This window comes from Pseudomonas sp. Kh14 (assembly GCF_900291005.1).
Taxonomy (GTDB): Bacteria; Pseudomonadota; Gammaproteobacteria; order Pseudomonadales; family Pseudomonadaceae; genus Aquipseudomonas; species Aquipseudomonas alloputida.
In genome coordinates, this window is sequence record NZ_OLKJ01000028.1 from 83684 (window position 1) to 102397 (window position 18714).

Here is an 18714-nt window from a genome sequence, read left to right on the forward strand (position 1 = left end):
CTACGACTAAGAAAAGCTTGCGTGACCGATCTACCGGCCATTTACCGCGGCGAGGAGAGCTATATCCGTTCTTGGGAGCCAGTGCATGAAGCTTTCTGGCGTCGTGATCTTGAGCGGCATCTGACGCGGTGGGTAGAGAACTTCGACCATCTCACAGTCGCTGTCATCAACGATGTGTTCGCTGGATATTCACTGTGGATTCCAGAGGGTGTCTACGCAGAGCTTTGTACCATCCACGTAACCCCGGGCTCTCGTCGCAGCGGCGTTGGCGCTAAGCTGCTGAAAGCGTACATGTGCGATGCCGCATGTCAGAAATTCACTCGATTACGGTTGAGTGTGCGGCCAGACAACCCTGCAAGGTTGATGTACCAGAAAGCGGGTTTTTCATGCACAGGTGTGGGTGCGCAGGGTTATTTGATCTATGAGCGTCTTGCTTGAACAGTTTGGTGTGCGGCAGCGTTTGATCGATAACGGCTATTTGCGACCGGCAGCCAGCGACTCGAAGCAACCTTTCGCGAAGGGTAAGTATTGGATAAAAGTAAATCCAAGATACGGTGCTGGCCTCAATGATTCGGCTTCCTGCCCCTCAAAGCAAAGGCGTAACATGAATCGCCATTTATGTCGCATAGGGAGATTGCGATGACCCCCGACAAAGTCTGTCCTGTGGTGCTCTCGTATTCGCTACCTACCAAGATTCTTCTGTTCAGGCACCCTTTGGCAGGCACGCAACTGGTGAAGGGCACTATCGAGAATGGAGAAACACCCAGCGTGGCTGCATTGCGTGAGCTGGCAGAGGAGACCGGAATTGTTGACGCAGTGATCGGCAGCGATCTAGGTTGCTGGAAGGCTGATCACCAACATCAGGTGTGGTCGTTTCACCTTTGTCGCGCAGGGCGCGAACTGCCCGAATCTTGGGTTCATCAGACGCTGGATGATCACGGCCACCGCTTCGATTTTTTCTGGGCTTCGCTCGACAACCTGCCCTACACCGACTGTCACCCAGTCTTCCAGCGAGCACTGGTATTTTTATGCGAAACACTGAGAGCGTCCGGCCATTGGAGAGATGAGGGGCCCCAGCACGATCATTGAACGGCTGGTCGAAAGCAGCCGGTCACCACTGGCCGCGCTATTGACCCATGGCGGCTGTTCGTGGAAGGTAGTAAACGGCCGCCAGTGAGCGTTCGCGTGGAAACCTCGAATCAAAAGACATCAGATTGAAGGGGGGCGCGGTGGTAATAGGGTATGTTGTCGCCCAATCTCCAGACTCAACTGTCATTCTCGCCCGAGTACTCGATGCTGATCTCTACCCTTATCGACGGCCGATTGATAACGCCACCCCTGCAGGACGAACCTCTCGTACCCTGGTGGAGTTTCACGAAAACGGTGTTAGCCGCGACAGCCCTGACGTTAGTGCGCGATGGTAGGCTCGACTTGGATGCTTCCCTTCCCGAGGGTGATTTCACTTTGCGCCAACTTCTGCGTCACGAGGCGGGCCTGGCGGACTATGGCGAACTTCCCGAGTACCACGCCGCCGTAGCCAATCATGAGTCTGCATGGCCCGTAGGCGAAATGATGGAGCGCCTGGATGGGCACCGACTCCGATACAGCCCTGGTACGGGTTGGCATTATTCGAATGTTGGTTTCATGCTGGTAGCCCAGATCATCGAGCGTGCTGCCGATCTGTCGCTCGCAGACGCTCTCAAGCAGCAAGTACTGAGGCCGCTCGACATATCGACGGTTCGCTTGGCAACGGAACGTGCTGATCTGAATGGGAAGTACCTGGACAGGTCGTTGAGTTACGACCCCGGCTGGGTATATCACGGATTGCTGATTGGCCCTGTTTCACAAGCTGCCTGGCTCCTAGATGGCGTGCTTGCTGGAGATCTCCTACCGGACAATCTGCTTCGGGAAATGCAGACGACGCGAGTACTGGGTGGCCCAATGACAGGTCGGCCTTGGTTGGCGCCTGGTTACGCGCTCGGCATGATGCGAGGCGGAATCGAGGATGATCTGATGTTGGCTGGGCATACCGGATTGGGGCCAGGCAGTGTTATCGCGGTCTATCGATGTTCCGTTGGTAACTCCGCCGCATGCTGTGCAGTTCACTCGATTCGGGCGGATGAGGCAGGCGTCGAAAAGCTGGTAGTTCAAGAAATACGAGCGGTGCTGGCAGTGACACGCTGAAGTTACGCGTGCCTCTCGGTGCGGCCTCTCTTCGCAACGTCCGCTATGGGTCGGACAGCGACGGTCATAACTCGACCGCCGCTGTAGGCCTCTCAGGCCTCCGTCTGCTGCGCCACCTCCAATGCGTCATCGACTTCAATACCTAGGTATCGCACCGTGCTTTCAAGCTTCGTATGGCCGAGCAGGAGTTGAACTGCCCTCAGTTTTTTTTCCTGCGATAGATCAATGATGCCTTCGTACGTCTCATCGTGTGGGTACCGTACATTGCTGGGTCAAGGCCAATAGCCTTTATCCACGCTTTGACGATTCGGGCGTACTGCCGAGTGGAGAGATGCACTGAGGCGTGTAGCCGGCTTGGAAAAAGGCAATCCTCGCTATGGAGACGAGCTTGATGTATCCACGCCTCAAGGGCCAGCCGCGTTTGCTCTGTAATCTCAAACTGTACGGGGCGCTGGGTTTTCTGCTGCATCACCATTGCTCGTGATGACACGTGCTCCCCATGAGCAACGTCGCGTACGCGAAGCTTGGTCAGATCGCAGGCTCGCAGCTTGCTGTCGATGGCCAAATCGAAGAGAGCTAAATCACGAGTGTCTTGCGCGATTTGAAGCCTCACCCGAATGGCCCAGATATCTTTCAGTCGAAGCGGGGCTTTCTGCCCGACCAGTTTCCCTTTGTTCCAAGGCTGACGTCTGTTGGTTGTAATAGCTTTCATGGCTTGTCCTCCATCTGAGGGAGGGCAAGGATGGCCAACTCGGCCCAGAGGCGCTAACCGACCCATTGCAGCCGTTTAGACAAAGCAGTGGATGCTACGGCCTACGCTGCTCACTGATCGGCCAAGCATAGATACTGATGTAACTGCTCTCCAAGAACCTCGAACGCCTGAGCGATCCTGTTAATTTTGCGCAGGTCATTGTGCATTGCGATCCACACCTCAACCTCAAATCCAAAATCGTGTGGTAGCACATGTACCAGGCCGTGCGATTTTGCGATTTGCGTCGGGCAGAGTCCGAAGCCTAAGCCCGCTCTCAGAGCGGCCAGCTGAGCAAGGTGATGATCAGAGGCAATGGCGAAATGCTGGTCGGCATCGCACAGACCAGAGTCGATAAACCGACGCAAATCCGCTGAGCGTCTGTCTGGCCCGATCAGCGGTCGCTGGCGCAGCGACAGCAGGGAGGCTGGATTACCGTAGCGCTCCAGGCACCCGGCACTGGCATGGATGCCAATCTGCAAACTGCCGACACGCCGCACCGTGATATCCGCTTCATTGGGCCGCATCAGCCGCACCGCAATATCCGATTGCAGCCTGGCGATGTCTTCAAGGGCATCGCTTATGCTCAGCTCAAGTTTGAGTCCGACGTATTCGTAATGGAAAGGGCGCAGCAGGTCGGGCAATACTTCGACGCCAAGCAACTCGCCACAGGCAAGCCGGACTGTACCGTGATCCATCGACGCTTCAGAGCTGGCCATGCGGTTGAAGGTTTGCGCGGCCAGATCCATGGCCTCCACATGTTCGATCAGGCGCTGCGCTCCAGCAGTAGGCGTCAGTCCTTGAGGTGTGCGGGTGAACAGACTCACACCGAGAGCGTGTTCAAGACAGTCGAGGCGCCGGCGCGCAGTGGCCTGGGCGATACCCAGCAGCTTCGCGGCGCCGCTCAGGCTACCAGAGCGCAACACGGCGAGAAATACACGCTGGCTTTCCCATTCAATACCGCTCATACATTCTTGGCCAACAGTTGCTCCTAATTTGATCTTCTGCCCGAGCCTGTGAAAAGCGATCATTCGCCCACATTTTTCCGGGCGTCATTGTAAGGAACTAACGCATGAGAATCACCGGTCAGTGCCGATGTGGGCAAGTCACCCTTGAGATCGTGGCGCGGCAATTGCCGCCGCTGTATGCCTGCCACTGTTTGAACTGCCAGCGCTGGAGCGGCAGTGCGTTTGGTCTGCACATGCTGAGCGCGGCTTCGGCTGTTCAGGTGTCTGGCGAAACGGCGATCTTTGAGCATGAACACCAAGGTCAAACGTCTACCCAACATGCCTGCGGTACATGTCATACCCGGCTGTTCAACGAGACGACGGCAGTACCCGGCATGCGAGTGGTACGGGCCGGCATCCTGGAAGGGGCTGAGCGCTTCGAGCCGGTTGCGCATATCTGGACTCGGCGCAAGCAGCCATGGCTGGTGCTGCCGGGAGCTATCGCACAATGGCAGGAGAGCCCCACGCCAGAAGCATTCGCCGCCGCATTAGGGTAAAAGAGCTTGCTCTTCCATAAGTGAAGGTGTCGCTCGCCAAGCGGCAAATTATCAGGGTTGACTACGTCCGCTTCGGGTCCAGGCTGTGTGAAAACCCAAGCGGTTCTCTGAAGAGCGCGAGCGTACGTGAAATCTGAAATGGATTGGTTATTCAGCTAACCCAGATTTCGCGCAGGAGCGCGAAATTCTGGTCGTTTTCTTACCAGTCGGATCGCGCCAAGCGTTTTCACACAGTCTGGGCCGAGAGCGGCCGGTCGTGAATGCCAATTTACGACCCAAGCCCATCCTTCGCGAAGATAGGCGTGCGGCCAGAGCGGATGGCCTAAATCAGACCTGTTATCTAAGCCGAAACGGGATCATGCTTGGCGGGCTTACTGAAACAATCCGCGAACGACTTCCCTCAACCATCGATTTCCATTGTCCTGATGATAGCGGGCATGCCAATGCTGTTTGACCGTGAATCCCTCCACTTCGAACGGGCAGTCATGCACCTGTAGCCCATACATATCGGCCAGTGTCTGCCCGATATGCCGCGGCAAGGTGCCCAGTAGGTCGGTAGTTCCGATTATCTTCCCCAACCCGAGAAACGCTGGCAGCTCCAGCATGATCCGCCGTTCGATCCCGGCCCGCGCCAATCCCGCTTCCAGCAGCTTCTGCCCGGTGCCGAAACTGATCTGCACATGCCCCTCGGCCCGATACCGCTCCAGGCTCATGCCATTGCCCAGGCGCGGATGCTGCGGGTTGCTCAGGCACACCCAGTCCTGCTCGAACAGCACCTGCTGATACATCCCCCCGCCCAGCCAGGGCACGAAGCCGATGGCCAGGTCCGCTTCGCCCGATTCCAGCGCGCTCTCGGTATTGCCGTCGATCCGCGCCGCCTCCAGGCGGATACCCGGCGCATGGCTGCGCAGATGGTTGAGGATGCTGGGCAGCAAGGTGATGTGGCTGGCATCGCTGACACACAGGCGAAAACGCCGCTGCGCTGTGGCGGCGATGAACTGCGGCTCCCAGGCGGTCAGCCGGCGCAGCGATTCCAGCACCTCGCGGCACGGCCCTATCAGTTGATCGGCGCGCGGGGTAGGGGCCATGCCGCCCGGCGTGCGCACGAACAGCGGGTCGTTCAATTGCTCGCGCAGGCGCGCCAGCCAGATGCTGATGGTCGGCTGGCTCTGCCCCAGCTGTTCGGCGGCACGGGTCACGCTGCGGCATTGGTACAGCACGTCGAACAGCTGCAGCAGCTTGGGTTCGGGCAGGGCCTCCAGGCGAGTCATTATTGAAAATCTCAATAGCTGTATTGAGGCCATTGTATAGCGCAAATAAACCCTGCTGCATAAGGTGATCGCAAATCACAGGAGGTCTGCGACGTGAAAATCTGCATTCTGGGCGCCGGTGCACTGGGTTGCGCCATTGGCGCGGCCCTGAGCGAGGCAGGGCATGAAACCTGGCTGCTGAACCGCGGCCGCGCGCACGTCGAGGCGATGAACCAGCATGGGCTGCGGGTGCAGGACGAACGGGGCGAGCGCTATGTACCGGTCAACGCAGCCATCGAAGCCGAAGACGTTGGCGTGACCGATTTGGTGGTGGTGCTGGTGAAGTCGTTTCACACTGCCGAGGCCATCGCCGGTGCCCTCGCGCTGATAGGCCCGCAGACGCTGGTGCTGTCGCTGCAGAACGGGCTCGGCCACGAGGACATCCTGGCCGAAGTGGTGGGTCGCGAGCGGGTGCTGGCTGGCAAGACCTATGTCGGCGGCGTGCTCCTCGCGCCGGGCTCGATCCGCGCCGGTGTGGCCGGCAAACAGACCTTCATCGGTGAGCTCGACGGCCAGCTGACGCCCCGCGTGCAGGCCATCGCCGAAGCGTTCAACAATGCCGGGCTGGCCACCACGGTCAGCGACAACATCCTCGGCACCATGTGGGACAAGCTGCTGGTCAACGTCGCCACCGGTGCGTTGAGCGGCATCACCATGCTCAGCTACGGCCAGCTGTACAGCGAGCCGCTGCTGGAAAGCACCGCCAAGGCCGCCGTGGCCGAGGCCATCGCCGTGGCCGAGCGCGCCGGCATCCGCTTGAGCCTGACCAGCCCCGAGGCTGCCTGGTCACTGGCCGCCGAAGGCCTGCCGGCGAGCTTCCGCACCTCGATGCTGCAGAGCCTGGAAAAAAACTCGATCACCGAAATCGACTTCATCAACGGCTCCGTCGTGCGCTGGGGCCAGCGCCATGGCGTGGCCACGCCGGTCAACGCGACCCTGGTGGCCTGCATCAAGGGTATCGAGCGCGCCATGGCCGATCACCAGAAGGGAGAAACTCCATGAGCCAGCCAAAAGCCTACCTCGAACACGTGGCGTTCTGGGTGCAGGACATTCAGTGGCATATCCGCTTTTTCAGCGAGGTGTGCGGCATGACCATGCGTGAAGTGCAGGGTGACGTCGAGCAACCGGCGCAGTACTGGACACTCGGCGGCCTGCAGTTCATTCACCAGCCGGACTTCGCTGGCCCGGAAGGGCGCCTGGCGCACCTGGGCATCATGTGCGAAGACCTGGAAGCGGCACTGGCCGCCGCCCAGCGCTTTGGCGTCAGCGAAATGCCCCAGGGCCGCAACTGGCTGCGCCTGCCTGATGGCCTGGCGGTGGAGTTCATCCAGGCGCTGCCGGCCAAATGCGTAGCCCAGGCACTGGCCATCGACCCGCGCGCGGAGGTGCAGGCATGAGCGTGATTGAAAAGTACTGGGACGATGCCCGCGAAGGCGATGAGTGCATCAGCCCGACCTACACCGTGACCCGCGAACGCATCCTGGCCTACGCCGACCTCACCGGCGACCACACCCCGGTGCATGTCGATGAGGCCTACGCCAACGCCAGCCATTTTGGCTGCCTGGTCGCCCACGGCCTGTTCGGGCTGTCGATCGCCGACGGCCTGAAGACCCAGTGCGAGTACCGTTTCGTGCCGGGCATGTCGCTGGGCTGGACCTGGGACTTCGTGCTGCCGATCAAGGTCAACGACGTGCTCCACGTGCGCATGCGGGTGGGGGCGATGCGCCCGAGCAACAGCCGGCCTGGCTGGGGCATCGTGGTGCTGCCTTCGGAGCTGATCAACCAGCACGGTGAAGTCGTGCAACGTGGCGAGCACCGGTTGATGGTGCCGCGCAGGGTAGCAGCATGAGCCAGGCATTGCCATTGGCGGGTATCCGCGTCATTGACTACAGCCACTTCCTCGCCGGCCCCTATGTCGGCCGTTGCCTGGCGGCGCTCGGCGCAGAGGTGATCAAGGTCGAGCGGCCGGGTAGCGGCGACGCTGGCCGCCAGCATGCGTTCACCCTGGACGACCAGCAGAGCGGTTATTTCCTGCAGCTGAACATGGGCAAGCAGGGCGTCAGCGTCAACATGAAGGACCCGCGCGGCAAGGCGTTCATGCAGCGCCTGACCGATTCGGCCGACGTGTTCATCGAGAACTACCGCCCCGGCGCCCTGGACAAGCTGGGCCTGGGCTACGCCGAGCTGTCGGCGCGCAACCCGCGCCTGGTGTACTGCTCGATTTCCGCCTACGGCCATACCGGGCCAGACGCCCACCGCGCCGGCTTCGGCCTGATCGCCGAGGCCAAGAGCGGGATCATGCAGATGGTTGGCGTGCCGGGCGAGGCACCGCCGCTGCTGCGTATTTCCCTGGGCGACATGTACACCGGCATCCACGCGGTGGCGGCGATCAATGCCGCGCTGCTCGGCCGGGTGAGCAGTGGCCGTGGCCAGCACATCGACATGGCGCTGTACGACACCCTGGTGTCGATGCACGAATACGCGGTGCAGTGTTACACGCTGTCCGGTGGCACTGTGTTGCCCCAGCAGACCGGCCACGACATGCCCACCTCGACCCTGTACGGCGTGTTCCGCGCCACCGACGGCGACCTGGTAATCGCCGCCCAGGTCGACGATGCCTGGCAGCGCTTCGCGGCCATGCTCGAAGCTAACGGCGGCCCGCCCGGGTTCGGCAGCGACTGCCGCTACCACAGCCTCAACGGCCGCAACGCCCATCGCGAGGCGATCCTGGCGGTGGTCCGCGACTGGGTTGGCGCGCGCCGGGTGGCCGAGATCCTGGCGTTGCTCGATGGCATCGACATCCCCAGTGCCAAGGTCCAACGCATCGACGAGGTGCTGGCCGACCCGCAGATCCAGGCACGCAACATGGTCATCGAGCAACAGCACCCACGCTACGGCACGCTGCGCCTGGCCAACCTGCCGTTCCGCTTTTCCGACTGCGACACCACGATTCACCAAGTAGCCCCGGACCTTGGCCAGCACAACGCCGAAGTGGCCGCCGGGCTTGGCTTCAGTACTGAAGAAATCACTGCCTTGCAGGCGGATGGCGTGTTGTTTACCCACGGAGATGCACGATGAGCGACCGCTACGCAGTGATCGGCCGACCGATCAATCACACCAAGTCCCCGCTGATTCATGGCCTGTTCGCCCAGGCCAGCAACCAGCGGCTCGAATACGGGGCTATCGAGGGCTCGCTGGACGACTTCGAAGCCCAGGTACTGCAGTTTTGTAGCGAAGGCGGGAAGGGCATGAACATCACTGCCCCGTTCAAGCTGCGTGCCTTCGAGCTGGCTGACCGGCGCAGCGAGCGGGCGCAATTGGCACGGGCGGCCAATGCGCTGAAGTTCGAGGATGGCCGCATCGTCGCCGAGAATTTCGATGGCATCGGTTTGCTGCGGGACATCGAGCGGAACCTTGGCGAGCCGCTGCGCAACCGCCGTGTGCTGCTGCTGGGTGCTGGCGGCGCGGTGCGCGGGGCGTTGCTGCCGTTCCTGCAGGCGGGGCCTCGCGAGCTGGTGATCGCCAACCGGGACATGGCCAAGGCGCTGGCGCTGCGTAACGAGCTCGATCACTCGCGTCTGCGCATCAGCCGCTACGAAGCGCTGGAAGGTCAATCGTTCGACATCGTGGTCAACGCCACCTCGGCGAGCCTGACCGCTGACTTGCCGCCACTGCCGGCCGATGTGCTGGGCGAGGCGGCCTTGGCCTACGAGCTGGCCTATGGCAAAGGCCTCACGCCTTTCCTGCGCCTGGCCCGCGAGCAGGGCCAGGCGCGCCTGGCCGATGGCGTCGGCATGCTGGTGGAGCAGGCCGCCGAGGCGTTTGCCTGGTGGCGCGGGGTGCGGCCCGACACACGTGCGGTGATCGATCAGCTGACGATTCCCCTGGAGTAGGTCGATGGTCGCCAATGTACTGATGCTGCACGGCATCAACCACAACATGTTCGGCAAGCGCGACCCGCGCCAGTACGGCACAGCGACCCTGGCCGACATCGACCAGGCATTACAGGCCCTGGGCGAGGAGCTGGGGGCGCAGGTCGAGAGCTTCCAGAGCAACTTCGAGGGCGCCATGTGCGAGCGCATCCATCAGGCCCATGAGGACCGGGTGGATGCCGTGCTGATCAATGCCGGTGCCTGGACCCATTACAGCTATGGCATTCGTGATGCGTTGGCCATTATCGAAGTGCCGGTAGTTGAAGTGCACATGTCCAACATTCATGCCAGGGAGCCATTCCGCCATCACTCGGTATTTGCCGAGGTGGTGCGCGGGCAGATCTGCGGGTTTGGTGTCGAAACCTACCTGCTGGCGCTGCGTGCGGCGATGAGCATGGTCTGAGCAGGGCGCAGGGGTCGGCTCTGCGAGTGGGTTTACCCGCGAAGCAGGTGACACGGGGCATGCGGTGACGGCGCCTGAAGTGACCGTAGGTGTGGCGGGTGTCGTGCTGCCTACCCATCCAGCATGGATGGAAAGCCAGTAGCGACTTCCGTGACTGCATAGTACGGTCCGCCTTCAACAAGCCACCCGGTTCGTTGCCTCCAACCCCACGGACCGGGGCTCTCATGACCTGGGAGGTCGAATGGACGTCGCTACAACGATCAGTCAACAAGAACTGGATAACGCCTTGGTCGCGTTTGCACGCTACAAAATCGGAGAAATCAAGATCTTCGACTTGGAGCAGGCAATGAGCTTCGAAGCAGGCCAAGCCTTGTCCCAAAGCGGGCTGGTCCGGTTCTCAATTACCAAAATGGTGTCAGGACGTTATCGCATCAGCGATGAAGGAGAGAACGCCATCACAGAGGCTGGGCGGGATCGCCTTGAGGTGATCCGCGCCTGACCATAGGTCCAGCTTGCGAAGGCCGCAGTCGCGTTCTGCGGCCCTGTCGTGTCATATCACTTTCACCGCGCGACCAATGAACTTCACCGGCCCTGTCGGCAGACCGGTCGGCGAGCCACCGGCTTTCTCCAGCGTCAGCTCGAACAGTTGATTGGCCTCCAGGGGTGGCAAACTTTCCAGCGGAACCCGATAGGGTTCGCCCGGTTTGACCAGGCCAAGCGAAACCGGAGCACGCCATTGCTCGCCCTTGGTCCAGAACTGCAGGGCCATGCCGTCGGGGACCTTGTCTTTACCCAGCGGCAGCAGTTCGATCATGTGGCTGTCGCTGGCCTGCACCACCCAGCCGGGGGCCTGGCTGTTCGGCGCCACCAGTACCACCAGGTATTCCGTGGTAGGGGGGGGCGTGGTCAGCAAGGTAAACGCCAGCAGCAGGCTTGCAGCAAGCCCTGCGGCGCTGAGCCCTTGCCACAGGCCGAGGCGTTGCCACCAGCGAGCCTGCGTGCGCGGTGCGGGTAGCTCATCGAGGCTGCGCTGGATACGGCGCCACAGGCGGGGGCTCGGTGGCTGCGGGGTAGACAGCGCGGTCAGCTCCAGCAGCCGGGCCTCCCAGGCATCCACGGCGGCGCGAAGCGCGGGGTCGGTACGCAGGCGTTCGGCCGTTGCGGCATATTGCTCCGGCGACAAGGTCCCCAGCACGTATTCCCCGGCGAGGCTGTCCAGTTCTTCGGCAGAATCGGGCTTCATTCCAGACACTCCCGTAGCGCTTTGAGGCTGCGTTTGATCCAGGCCTTGACAGTGCCCAGTGGCGCGCCCAATAAACCGGCTATCTCGGCGTGGCTGCAGCCGTCCACGTAGGCGTGCAGGATGCAGCGTTGCGGTGCGGGCTGCAGTTGTTCCAGGCAGCGGTAAATCTTTGCTGAGCCGGACCAGAGGTCAAGGTCATCAACCCTCCCGTGCAATGTTGACGCAGTTTCGGTGTCGGCATCGGTCAGTACAGTTTCACGGCGGGTATCGCGTATCGAATTCAGCGCCAGGTGGCGGGTAATGCTGTAGATCCAGCCTCGAGCCGAGCCGCGCGCCGGGTCGTAGCTGGCTGCGCGGGTCCAGATGCGGATGATCGCATCGTGGACGATGTCTTCTGCGGTGGCGTCGTCACGTGCGATACGCCGGGCAACGCCCAGCAGGCGCGCGCCTTCGTGATCGTAGAGCGCCTGCAGGGCCCGCCGGTCACCCTGTGCACAGGCTAACAGGCAGCGGTGGAAGTCGAAGGGGGCGGCCGGCGAGTTCAACGTGTGTGGCTTCCTTGTGTAAGGCAAGTACCCCGGCCATCCAGCCGGGGGGCTTGCCATCGAGCGTAGATCATCACTCGCAGGGCGTAGGGTCAGGTGCGTGTCACTTGGCTGTCCAGAACACATAGTCAGCCTGGTACTGGACGACCTGCCTGGCACCTTTGTTCTGCGCCGTGCAATCGACTGACGGCGCCACACCGCCGCGGGTGGCCAGGCGCTGGATATAGCTGACACCTTGCATGGCGCCTTTGCCTTCGGCCGGGTTGGCCTTGACCAGTTGATAGGGGATGGCGCCTTTGTCCGCCGGTGCCACTGCCAGCTGGGTACCGGTGACCTTCGAGCCATCCTTGGCCTGCCAGGTAGCGGGTGGGCCAAAGTAGTCGCCCACCTGTTTACCGGTACGGTCATTGAGCACTGCCTTGGGGCCGACGAAAGTCCATTCGGTCTGACCGGGGGTGTTGGCCTTGTCGCGGCACTCGTAGGTGATCTCGCCGACGCCGACGGTTTCGAGCAGGACGCGATGGCCATCAGGGACTTTGACCGCTTCTGGCAGCGCGGTCTGGGCGTGGGCGGGCGGCAGCGCAAGGGCGAGGCTGCAGGCAAGCAGGCAGGCGGAATATTTCAAGTTCATTTGCAGTGCTCCTGAAAGTCATTGGGCCGGGCAGTCAAAGGCCGCCCACTAGCAATACCCGCCAACGGGTGGACTGGATGCACGGAATGAAAAAAAATGCGTAGCGAGATGCCCCTGCATGTGCTTGCCTACCATCTCGAACGAGCGATGAGCCTCTTCGCCATCGCAGGACTGCTTTAACGCGCGCACCCCGACAACCCCACGAGGACACTGCAAATGAAGCGTTTGTTACTAGGCCTGTTGCTTGCCGCATCGGGCGCTGCCCACGCCGGTATTCCGCTGTTGAACGCAACATGCCCCGGCAATATCGAGGTCCATGCCGATAAAGGTGGGCCTGTTTACATCAACGGCAAGGAAGCCACGCTGAAGAAATTCAATGACAACTATTTCGAGGCCAAAGGTGGCGGGGTAACCGTATCGTTGTCGATCAACCCGGACGGCTCGCCTGACGTCTCGTATACCGGTAAGAACAAAGCCAATGGCGTATGCCAGATCAAGGACTGACTGCGCGATCGCGCTGTTTGGCTGGCGCGGTGTCAGCGGGCTGCATCACGGCGCTGGAACGGGAATTGCTGTGACCCCTGAGACATTGATCATGCGGAGTGCGCAGAAATGACTCAGGATGACCGCTATTACATGATTTTCAGCGTGGTTGCTGTGCTGGTACTCGACCTGGCGGCGACTTATGTGTTTCTCAATGCCATTCCCTGACCCCGGTTATGGGGTAGGCCTTACTCGTAATCGGGGGCAAGGCAGGGCGTGAGGAAAACGCCCCGAACCCTATATAGCAAACAAACCTGATGCCCTGTTGTCGTTGAGCAGTAACATGGGCAGGACAAAACCAAAAAAAGGGCAGGCTGCTTGGCAACATTTCCCAGTTTTCGACGGGGCTGCAGGAGCGTGTCGCGTGAAAAACTCAAGTTCGCGAGCAGGTGCAATACTGGTAATCGGGGCAGCCTCGTTGTTCGTCGCAGGCTGCGCACAAAACCCTGATGTGCGTGACAGCCACGATTATACCGCTGGCACTACCGTGAAAAGCTCACCCGCCTATCTGGGCTGCGTCAAAGGCGAGCTACAAGGGAATGTGAAAACCTATGAAGTCGAGGGTGATAACGCGGTCAGGCTTTTCGTCGAAAGCACTGACCCTGACAAGGCAGAGGGTCTGGTAGAGTTGCGGGGCACGGGAAGCGAGCGCCACTTCACGGCCTATCAACGTGATGCCTGGTACGACCATGGCAGGTTGCTGGATGCTGCACTGATGTGTTCAAAAGCGTAATCATCCAACCCCACACCAATAGCCCGCCGTCAAGAGCGGGCTTTTAGTCTGCCGATCGCCTGACCGGCAACGTTCAAAAAAGGGCGGGTGGGGCCGGTATGGCCTGAGCAGCGTTGCTTTGCATTTGCCGGCCCCGCCCGTAATAATCGTTGTATTTGGATGGAGAGTCGCAGGTGGAAGCAAGAAGCGTAGTCGCCGAAATGTTCATTGGGATTCCGACGCATTTCTGGGTTTTGCCTGTTGCCGGCCTGGTTGCCTACTACGGGCTGAAGTGGTCCGCCAGATCCAGTAATCGTGCCACCCTGCTACAAGCCTCGACTTACCTGTTATTGCTGGTACTGGCCGTTCTGCCCAACGGCTTTTATGCACTGTTTCCTCCCGCGCCCGAGCCGGATGTGCTGTTGAATCAATCACCGTTGCCCAACTATGCAGGGCGTTTCTACCTGGATGCGTTCTATGTCTTCAGTGGCTGGGCGCTGAGCAAAGTGGTCAAGTTGAAGTTCAGCTGAGTCTCAGCTCGCATTCCTGATGCACTGACTGGATCAGTATTTGCTTACCCCTTTTGAAACCGGTGCATCTGGGGGATACAGCAATGCTCTCTGAAGATCTGTACATCATGTTCGTGATTGTCGGTAGTGTGCTGGCCCTGGATATAGCAGCCATCGTGTTGTACAGGGGAGCCAAGCCCTGAGCCCGCATTTGGTTCGCAATGGGGCCGGAACATCATGAGGTCTTCAGCTTTTCTGCTGTACCTGCAGCACCGAACCCTTGTCGTCAGTTACCAGCAATCCGCCGGCGTCGGTGTCGTCTGATTGTCGTTCGGCAAGAGGTACGTCCGGCGAGCGAAAGATGCTACGGCCTTGTTCACCGGTTTTAAGGGTGACGAGTTTGCCGTTCTGATAGAAGAACTGAGTGTTGTTGACGTTGGTTTGCATGGTCTGAAGCCCCTGCCGAGTCGTGGTGTGATGTGCCATGGGCAGTTTCACTGTTGCGGCGTGACCCTGCTACTGGCAGAAATATCAGGTGCGCTGCACAGATCCCGCTTGGGCGCCGTCCTGCAGCAAGACTTTGGTTGATTAGTAACGCGGCGTCACCCCCGTTAAAATGCAGCCTATCCATAACGGCCGATTGCAAATGCCTGACTTTCGTATTTTTATCGCCACTGTGTTGGTCGCCAGCCTCGCCGGTTGCGCAACCCCCGGCAAACCCACTGCCAGCCAACTGACCAGGAAATCGCCGCAGCAGTACGCCGCCTGTGTCCTGCCCAAATGGCAGGCGCTGGCGCCACAGGCCACGCAGAAGTCAATAGCCCACGGCTACCGGCTCACGGCGCCAAGCGCCGTGGCAAGTGACGATGTGCTTGATGTGGTCGACGCTCACGAGGGCAGCCGTGCGACCTTCTACAAGGGCAGCTTTCTGTCTGGCGACAAATTACGCCAGGCTGCCAAGCAATGCCTGGATTGAATCAGTGACCCGAGCGGGTTGAGCCGCCCCGATCGCCTGTAGTTAACCCAACTCATCCCGCTTGTTCAAATGCTCGCACTTCACCTGCGCCTCCTTCCGGCTCGGATAGCTGGGCTTGAGCCGCTCCTTTGCCTGATTGTCATAAATGTCGAACCCTCCACACACGGTAGCGGCGTAGTAGCGGCTGCCAACGCGGAACGATTCCTTTTCGATCGGTACAGCGGGAACGATAACGAATCTTGGTTGCATTTTTCGTGCCTCCCCAGGCAGAGATTTAAGTATTAGTCTCGCAAGAGGTAACCATCAAGCAGCCTCATGAATAAAGGCGCTGGTCCGAACGCCGGTGGGTCGACAGTACTGTCATCAAATGAAAACCCGCTGTCGTCCGATGCGAAGCACCCCGCAAGCCAAGGGCATACAGTCCAATCACCAGCACTGACGCCTGACGTCCAGATCGATGATTGGAGAGACAAGCATGTCCAAAGTGGTACGTTTCCATCAGACCGGTGGCCCCGAGGTTTTGCGCTACGAGGACGCCGAGGTTGGCGAGCCCGGCCCTGGGCAGGTACGTTTGCGCCAGGTGGCGGTGGGCCTGAACTATGCCGACACCTACTTTCGTAACGGCACTTACCCGATCACGCTGCCCAATGGCATCGGCGTGGAAGCTGCCGGGGTGGTGGAGGCGGTGGGCGAAGGCGTGACGCAGGTGGTGGTCGGTGACCGGGTCACCTATACCGGTTTCCTCAATACCCTGGGTGCCTATTGCACCGAGCGCCTGATCCCCGCAGCGGCGCTGATCAAGCTGCCGGAAACCATTGCCTTCGAGACTGCTGCCGCCATGACCATGCGTGGCCTGACCTCGGCCTACCTGTTACGCCGGCTGTATGACTTCAAACCCGGTGACAGCGTGCTTCTGCATGCGGCTGCTGGCGGGGTGGGCCTGATTGTCGCGCAGTGGGCGCGGCTGCTTGGGCTGAACGTGATCGGCACGGTATCCACCGAGGCCAAGGCCGAGGTGGCCCGCGCCCATGGCTGCAACCACATCATCAACTACAGCGTCGAAGACGTCGCCAGCCGCGTGCGCGAACTGACCGACGGGGTAGGGGTGAACGTCGTGTTCGACAGTGTCGGCAAGACCACCTTCACCGGCTCGCTTGATTCGCTCAAGCGTCGCGGGCTGATGGTTTGCGTCGGCACGGCGTCGGGCAGCATCCCGCCGTTCGACCCGCAGTTGCTGGCCATCAAGGGCTCGTTGCAGCTTACCCGCCCGGCACTGGCCGACTTCATCGCCGATCCGGCAGAAAAGGCTGACCTGGCCGGCGAATTGTTCGACCACGTCAGCAGCGGGCGCATTCGTATCGAAATCAATCAGCACTACGCCCTGCAGGACGCGGTACAGGCCCACCGTGACCTGGAAGCCCGCAAAACCACGGGCTCGTCGATCTTCGTCATCTGAAGAGGGCAACAGCATGCACATTGAACAACTGACCTGCGCGATCGGTGCCGAGGTGAGTGGCGTCAACCTGGCCGATGCGATTCACGATGACGAACTGTTCGCCCAGTTGCGCCAGCAGTTGCTCCAGCACCGTGTGCTGTTCCTGCGCGACCAGCATTTCAGCCGTGCCGAGCACGTGGCCTTCGCCCGCCGCTTCGGCGAGCTGGAGGACCACCCGGTGGCCGGTAGCGACCCGGAGCACCCGGGGCTGGTGCAGATCTACAAGCGCCCGGACCAGCCCAACGACCGCTATGAAAATGCCTGGCACACCGATGCCACCTGGCGTGAGGCACCGCCCATGGGGTGTGTGCTGCGCTGTGTGGAATGCCCTCCGGTAGGCGGCGATACCCTGTGGGCGAACATGGTGCTGGCCTATGAAAACCTGCCAAACGATGTAAAGGCCAGAATCGAAGACCTGCGCGCCCGCCACAGCATCGAGGCCAGCTTTGGCGCTGCAATGCCGCTGGACAAACGGCTGGCACTCAAGGCGCAGTTCCCCGACGCCGAGCACCCGGTCGTACGCACCCACCCGGAAACGGGCGAGCAGGTGCTGTTCGTCAACGCCTTCACCACCCACTTCAGCAACTACCACACCCCGCAGCGGGTGCGTTTCGGCCAGGATGCGAACCCCGGTGCCGGCGACCTGCTGCGTTACCTGATCAGCCAGGCCTACCTGCCCGAATACCAGGTGCGCTGGCGCTGGAAGCCCAACAGCGTGGCGATCTGGGACAACCGCAGCACCCAGCATTACGCGGTCATGGACTACCCGCCATGCCATCGCAAGATGGAGCGTGCCGGGATCAAGGGCAGCCGCACGTTCTAAGCCTGCCGCCGTCACTGGCGGTAACCGCACAATAACAATAGCGAGGACTACAGCATGCAATTCTTCGACGATTCGTTGCACCCGGAAAACATGGAAAAGGTGGTCATCACCGTCGCCCCTTATGGCCCGGAGTGGATGCCCGAAGACTTCCCTGAAGACATTCCGCTGACCATGGACGAGCAGGTGCAGAAGGCCGTCGACTGCTACGAGGCAGGCGCCACCGTGCTGCACTTGCATGTGCGTGAGCTGGACGGCAAAGGCTCCAAGCGCCTGTCCAAGTTCAATGAGCTGATCGCCGGGGTACGTGAAGCTGTGCCGGACATGATCATTCAAGTTGGCGGTTCGATTTCCTTCGCCCCGGAAGGCGAAGGCGAGGCGGCCAAATGGCTGTCGGATGACACCCGGCACATGCTTGCCGAGCTGACGCCGCGGCCCGACCAGGTGACCGTGGCCATCAACACCACGCAGATGAATATCATGGAGTTGCTGTACCCCGAGTACCTTGAAGGCACCTCGCTGGCCAGCCCCGCAATCCATGCCGCCTACAGCGAAATGACCGTGCCGGCCGGCCCGGCCTGGGTCCGCGAGCACTTGCGCCGCCTGCAGGCCAGCCATATCCAGCCGCATTTCCAGCTGACCGGCATGCATGCGCTGGAAACCCTCGAACGCCTCGTGCGCCGGGGTGACTACATGGGGCCGCTGAACCTGACATGGATCGGTATTGGTGGCGGTTTCGACGGCCCCAACCCGTTCAACTTCTTCAACTTCATCCACCGCGCGCCGGACAGCTGCACCCTGACTGCCGAATCGTTGCTCAAGAACGTGCTGCCGTTCAACACCATGGCGCTGGCCATGGGCCTGCACCCGCGCTGCGGCAACGAAGACACCATCATCGACCAGCACGGCAAACGCTTCACCTCGGTGCAGCAGGTCCAGCAGACCGTGCGCGTGGCCCATGAGTTGGGGCGCGAGATTGCCAGTGGTAAGGAGGCCCGCGCCATTTACCGCATCGGGCAGCAGTACGACAGTATCGAGCAGACGCTGAAAGCCAATGGCATGGCGCCGAACCGCCAGGCGGGTGAGAAAGGCGTGCCGCAGCGCACTTGATGCGGCCATGGCAGGCCCGGTCTCTTCGCGGGCGTACCTGCGAAGAGGC

General features: G+C 60.9%; 25 protein-coding genes and 1 pseudogene. 18 read left to right on the forward strand and 8 right to left on the reverse strand.

Going from position 1 to position 18714, the window contains the following annotated elements; translation table 11 throughout:
- Positions 1–21 precede the first annotated feature (21 nt).
- From FQ668_RS14085 to FQ668_RS14095, 3 genes are all read left to right on the forward strand, one after another.
- The gene (locus FQ668_RS14085; RefSeq protein WP_230678082.1) at positions 22–438 is read left to right on the forward strand and encodes a GNAT family N-acetyltransferase; all 417 of its coding nucleotides are present in this window, start codon (positions 22–24) and stop codon (positions 436–438) included.
- A gap of 201 nt (positions 439–639) precedes the next feature.
- Positions 640–1089 (forward strand): NUDIX domain-containing protein, encoded by a 450-nt coding sequence (locus FQ668_RS14090; protein WP_033724970.1) that lies wholly within the window; start codon positions 640–642, stop codon positions 1087–1089.
- Positions 1090–1293: 204 nt separating this feature from the next.
- Positions 1294–2184: a serine hydrolase gene (locus FQ668_RS14095; protein ID WP_033724968.1), complete on the forward strand. Its 891-nt coding sequence runs from the start codon at positions 1294–1296 to the stop codon at positions 2182–2184.
- A 92-nt stretch (positions 2185–2276) separates the two neighbouring features.
- Here the strand turns inward: FQ668_RS14095 and FQ668_RS14100 are convergent.
- Both FQ668_RS14100 and FQ668_RS14105 read right to left on the reverse strand, forming a co-directional pair.
- Positions 2277–2896: pseudogene (locus tag FQ668_RS14100) on the reverse strand (tyrosine-type recombinase/integrase).
- Positions 2897–3006: 110 nt separating this feature from the next.
- A complete protein-coding gene (locus FQ668_RS14105) occupies positions 3007–3963 on the reverse strand; it encodes a LysR family transcriptional regulator (protein ID WP_019438495.1) in 957 nt (318 codons plus the stop codon).
- 41 nt (positions 3964–4004) lie between these two features.
- On the opposite strand from FQ668_RS14105, the gene FQ668_RS14110 reads away from it, so the two are divergent.
- Positions 4005–4436: a GFA family protein gene (locus FQ668_RS14110; RefSeq protein ID WP_014591111.1), complete on the forward strand. Its 432-nt coding sequence runs from the start codon at positions 4005–4007 to the stop codon at positions 4434–4436.
- Positions 4437–4807: 371 nt separating this feature from the next.
- Here FQ668_RS14110 and FQ668_RS14115 read toward each other — a convergent pair whose 3' ends face one another.
- Positions 4808–5707, reverse strand: coding sequence for a LysR family transcriptional regulator (locus tag FQ668_RS14115; RefSeq protein WP_019438494.1), 900 nt, complete (start codon positions 5705–5707; stop codon positions 4808–4810).
- Between the two features lie 93 nt (positions 5708–5800).
- Here FQ668_RS14115 and FQ668_RS14120 point away from each other — a divergent pair, with 93 nt between their 5' ends.
- The 7 genes from FQ668_RS14120 to FQ668_RS14150 all read left to right on the forward strand — a co-directional run bounded on the left by FQ668_RS14120 (position 5801) and on the right by FQ668_RS14150 (position 10580).
- Positions 5801–6748 carry a ketopantoate reductase family protein gene (locus FQ668_RS14120; RefSeq protein WP_019438493.1) on the forward strand — a complete coding sequence of 316 codons (948 nt, stop codon included), beginning with the start codon at positions 5801–5803 and terminating at the stop codon, positions 6746–6748.
- Complete coding sequence (locus tag FQ668_RS14125; protein ID WP_010953899.1) at positions 6745–7143, forward strand: VOC family protein; 399 nt, start codon at positions 6745–6747, stop codon at positions 7141–7143. Before FQ668_RS14120 ends, FQ668_RS14125 begins: the two co-directional genes overlap by 4 nt.
- Complete coding sequence (locus FQ668_RS14130; RefSeq protein ID WP_019438492.1) at positions 7140–7595, forward strand: MaoC family dehydratase; 456 nt, start codon at positions 7140–7142, stop codon at positions 7593–7595. Before FQ668_RS14125 ends, FQ668_RS14130 begins: the two co-directional genes overlap by 4 nt.
- The gene (locus FQ668_RS14135) at positions 7592–8824 is read left to right on the forward strand and encodes a CaiB/BaiF CoA-transferase family protein (protein ID WP_014591106.1); all 1233 of its coding nucleotides are present in this window, start codon (positions 7592–7594) and stop codon (positions 8822–8824) included. Before FQ668_RS14130 ends, FQ668_RS14135 begins: the two co-directional genes overlap by 4 nt.
- Positions 8821–9639 (forward strand): shikimate dehydrogenase, encoded by an 819-nt coding sequence (aroE, locus tag FQ668_RS14140; protein ID WP_019438491.1) that lies wholly within the window; start codon positions 8821–8823, stop codon positions 9637–9639. Before FQ668_RS14135 ends, aroE begins: the two co-directional genes overlap by 4 nt.
- A 4-nt stretch (positions 9640–9643) precedes the next feature.
- Complete coding sequence (aroQ, locus tag FQ668_RS14145; protein WP_014591104.1) at positions 9644–10081, forward strand: type II 3-dehydroquinate dehydratase; 438 nt, start codon at positions 9644–9646, stop codon at positions 10079–10081.
- Between the two features lie 241 nt (positions 10082–10322).
- Entirely contained in the window at positions 10323–10580 is a 258-nt protein-coding gene (locus FQ668_RS14150; protein WP_014591103.1) for a hypothetical protein, read from the forward strand.
- 51 nt (positions 10581–10631) lie between these two features.
- Here the strand turns inward: FQ668_RS14150 and FQ668_RS14155 are convergent, their stop codons facing one another.
- The 3 genes from FQ668_RS14155 to FQ668_RS14165 all read right to left on the reverse strand — a co-directional run bounded on the left by FQ668_RS14155 (position 10632) and on the right by FQ668_RS14165 (position 12500).
- Positions 10632–11324, reverse strand: a complete 693-nt coding sequence (locus FQ668_RS14155) for an anti-sigma factor (protein WP_014591102.1) — start codon at positions 11322–11324, stop codon at positions 10632–10634.
- A complete protein-coding gene (locus FQ668_RS14160) occupies positions 11321–11869 on the reverse strand; it encodes a sigma-70 family RNA polymerase sigma factor (protein WP_010953906.1) in 549 nt (182 codons plus the stop codon). Before FQ668_RS14160 ends, FQ668_RS14155 begins: the two co-directional genes overlap by 4 nt.
- 103 nt (positions 11870–11972) lie before the next feature.
- The gene (locus FQ668_RS14165; protein ID WP_014591101.1) at positions 11973–12500 is read right to left on the reverse strand and encodes a DUF3455 domain-containing protein; all 528 of its coding nucleotides are present in this window, start codon (positions 12498–12500) and stop codon (positions 11973–11975) included.
- A 216-nt stretch (positions 12501–12716) separates the two neighbouring features.
- Here FQ668_RS14165 and FQ668_RS14170 point away from each other — a divergent pair, with 216 nt between their 5' ends.
- From FQ668_RS14170 to FQ668_RS14180, 3 genes are all read left to right on the forward strand, one after another.
- On the forward strand, positions 12717–13004 hold the full coding sequence (locus FQ668_RS14170) for a hypothetical protein (RefSeq protein ID WP_012052457.1): 288 nt from the start codon (positions 12717–12719) through the stop codon (positions 13002–13004).
- A 403-nt stretch (positions 13005–13407) separates the two neighbouring features.
- Entirely contained in the window at positions 13408–13776 is a 369-nt protein-coding gene (locus FQ668_RS14175) for a hypothetical protein (RefSeq protein WP_014591100.1), read from the forward strand.
- 200 nt (positions 13777–13976) lie between these two features.
- A complete protein-coding gene (locus tag FQ668_RS14180) occupies positions 13977–14285 on the forward strand; it encodes a hypothetical protein (protein ID WP_019438490.1) in 309 nt (102 codons plus the stop codon).
- 225 nt (positions 14286–14510) lie between these two features.
- Here FQ668_RS14180 and FQ668_RS14185 read toward each other — a convergent pair whose 3' ends face one another.
- Positions 14511–14711, reverse strand: coding sequence for a hypothetical protein (locus tag FQ668_RS14185; RefSeq protein WP_014591097.1), 201 nt, complete (start codon positions 14709–14711; stop codon positions 14511–14513).
- 169 nt (positions 14712–14880) lie between these two features.
- Between FQ668_RS14185 and FQ668_RS14190 the strand changes: the two genes are divergently transcribed.
- Positions 14881–15240 carry a hypothetical protein gene (locus FQ668_RS14190; protein ID WP_019438488.1) on the forward strand — a complete coding sequence of 120 codons (360 nt, stop codon included), beginning with the start codon at positions 14881–14883 and terminating at the stop codon, positions 15238–15240.
- A 42-nt stretch (positions 15241–15282) separates the two neighbouring features.
- Here FQ668_RS14190 and FQ668_RS14195 read toward each other — a convergent pair whose 3' ends face one another.
- A complete protein-coding gene (locus FQ668_RS14195; protein WP_019438487.1) occupies positions 15283–15489 on the reverse strand; it encodes a hypothetical protein in 207 nt (68 codons plus the stop codon).
- Positions 15490–15715: 226 nt separating this feature from the next.
- On the opposite strand from FQ668_RS14195, the gene FQ668_RS14200 reads away from it, so the two are divergent.
- From FQ668_RS14200 to FQ668_RS14210, 3 genes are read left to right on the forward strand one after another with little or no spacing between them, the layout of a single operon-like run.
- On the forward strand, positions 15716–16696 hold the full coding sequence (locus FQ668_RS14200; RefSeq protein ID WP_019438486.1) for a quinone oxidoreductase: 981 nt from the start codon (positions 15716–15718) through the stop codon (positions 16694–16696).
- A 13-nt stretch (positions 16697–16709) separates the two neighbouring features.
- Positions 16710–17558, forward strand: a complete 849-nt coding sequence (locus tag FQ668_RS14205) for a TauD/TfdA family dioxygenase (RefSeq protein ID WP_012052451.1) — start codon at positions 16710–16712, stop codon at positions 17556–17558.
- Positions 17559–17612: 54 nt separating this feature from the next.
- The gene (locus FQ668_RS14210) at positions 17613–18665 is read left to right on the forward strand and encodes a 3-keto-5-aminohexanoate cleavage protein (RefSeq protein WP_014591094.1); all 1053 of its coding nucleotides are present in this window, start codon (positions 17613–17615) and stop codon (positions 18663–18665) included.
- Positions 18666–18714 lie beyond the last annotated feature (49 nt).